The organism is Methylobacterium sp. WL116 (assembly GCF_008039455.1).
Classification (GTDB): Bacteria; Pseudomonadota; Alphaproteobacteria; order Rhizobiales; family Beijerinckiaceae; genus Methylobacterium.
In genome coordinates this window covers 1-2,001 of sequence record NZ_VRUV01000690.1, presented here as the reverse complement: position 1 = coordinate 2,001, position 2,001 = coordinate 1, and the positions used below count along the sequence as shown (strand labels likewise).

The window sequence follows — 2,001 nt, the reverse complement described above, 5'->3', positions numbered from 1 at the left end:
GGCGAGCGACAGGGCGCCGGCCGCGCCCTTGAGCAGGCCGCGGCGGGTGCCGGTGCCGGACGCTTCGGCGAGGGGGGACCGGTCGAGGGTGAATTTCGGCTCGTCGTTACGCATCTGCGGCAGGATCCTGACCTTGAAAACTACGCCGGCGCCCGCCGATCCGCGCACGAACGCGCCCCGCTGCCCGGAAGGATCTTCGGGGCGGAGCGGATCGCATCAGCGGCGTTGCTGGCGGAGGCGGTGCCGTCTCCATTGACGGACGGTGCGCTCAGCAGGTTTCGTGCCAGGCTAGCGCAAGTGAAGACTGGCCGAGGCTCGGCGCAAACCTGCCGTCGCATTGAGCTTTTCGCCCCGGGACATCCCTTCGCAGCGCACAAAAAACGCGCGCCGGCGCCGGGATTACGGATCGTGACGTAATCGTGCGTCGTTTCGCGAAACGCCGCGGTTTCGGCGGGCGGGATGCTGTGCAAACGCGGCGCGCTCGACTAACCGGGGCGCACGTCAACACCGCGCGACCGCGAACGATCATGCTCCAGACCACGCCGTCCCCCCTGTCGGCCCGCCGGGTCCTCGCCGCGAGCTTCGTCGGCACGGCGATCGAGTTCTTCGATTTCTACATCTACGCCACCGCGACCGCGCTGGTGATCGGCCCGGTCTTCTTCCCGCCCGGCGAGCCCGGCGTGCAGCAGCTCAGCGCCTTCGCGACCTTCGCGATCGCCTTCCTGGCGCGGCCGGTGGGCGCGGCCCTGTTCGGGCATTTCGGCGACCGGGTCGGGCGCAAGGCGACGCTGGTCGCCTCGCTGCTGATCATGGGCGTCTCGACGGTGCTGATCGGCTGCCTGCCGACCTACGCCACCGCCGGCTGGTGGGCGCCGGCGATGCTGTGCCTGCTGCGCTGCGGCCAGGGAATCGGCTTCGGCGGCGAGTGGGGCGGCGCGGCCTTGCTCGCGGTCGAGAACGCGCCGGCGGGCCGGCGCGCCTGGTACGGCATCTTCCCGCAGCTCGGCGCGCCGGTCGGCTTCATCCTGGCCAACGTCAGCTTCCTGGCGCTCAGCTTCGCCCTGAGCGCGGAAAGCTTCCAGGCCTGGGGCTGGCGGCTGCCGTTCCTGGCCTCGGCCGCGCTGGTCGGCGTCGGCCTCTACGTGCGGCTCAAGCTCAGCGAGACGCCGGCCTTCAAGGCGGCGCTCGCGCAGGCCAAGCCCGAGCGCGTGCCCTTCGCCGCGATGGTGACCGGGCACGGCCACGCGCTCGTCGTCGGCACCCTGGCGATGGTGGCGGTCTACGCCGTGTTCTACATCTCCACCGTCTTCGCCCTCGGCTACGGCACTGCGGCGCTCGGCTACGCGCGGCCGGCCTTCCTGCTGTTCGAGTGCATCGCCGTCTGCTTCATGGCGCTCGGCATCGCGCTCTCCGGCGCCAACGCCGACCGCTTCGGGCGCAGACCGGTGCTGATGGCCGGCATGGTGGTGGCGTTCGGCCTCGGCGGGCTGCTCGGGCCGATGCTCGGCTCCGGCTCGGGCGCGGTCGTCCTCGCCTTCCTCTGCCTCAGCCTGTTCACGATGGGCTGGATCTTCGGGCCGATGGGCGCCCTGCTGCCGGAGCTGTTCCCGACCCGGGTGCGCTACACCGGCGCCTCGGTGACCTACAACCTCGCCGGCATCGTCGGAGCCTCCGGCGCCCCCTACATCGCCCAGCGCCTGGTCGACTGGGGCGGGATCGCCTGGGTCGGCGCCTACCTGGCGGTCACGGCGGTGATCAGCTTCCTCGCGGTGCTCGCGATGCCGGAGACGCTGCGCAAGGGCGTGTGAACGGCGACCGTCGGCCGGCCGGGCTCCTGCGCCCGATCAATTCCGCTTGTCGAGGGGCCGCCCGAGGAGGCGCGCGAACTCGGCCTCGATCTCCTCCACCGAGAACGGGTTGGCGGCGGGCTTCGGAGGCGCCGAAGCGGGTGCCGGCGGGGTCTCGACCTTCGGCGGCGGGGGAGGCGGCGCGGGCTCGACC

At 72.0% G+C, this 2,001-nt stretch carries 1 protein-coding gene; it reads left to right on the top strand.

The genetic code is table 11. The features are described from left to right. Nucleotides 1–527 precede the first annotated feature (527 nt). Nucleotides 528–1,808 (top strand): MFS transporter, encoded by a 1,281-nt coding sequence (locus FV223_RS26305; RefSeq protein WP_147729685.1) that lies wholly within the window; start codon nt 528–530, stop codon nt 1,806–1,808. Nucleotides 1,809–2,001: the final 193 nt, after the last annotated feature.

Excerpts from the sequence above, each read along its gene's own strand:
- FV223_RS26305 (WP_147729685.1), top strand. The coding sequence starts at position 528 with ATGCTCCAGACCACGCCGTCCCCCCTGTCGGCCCGCCGGGTCCTCGCC.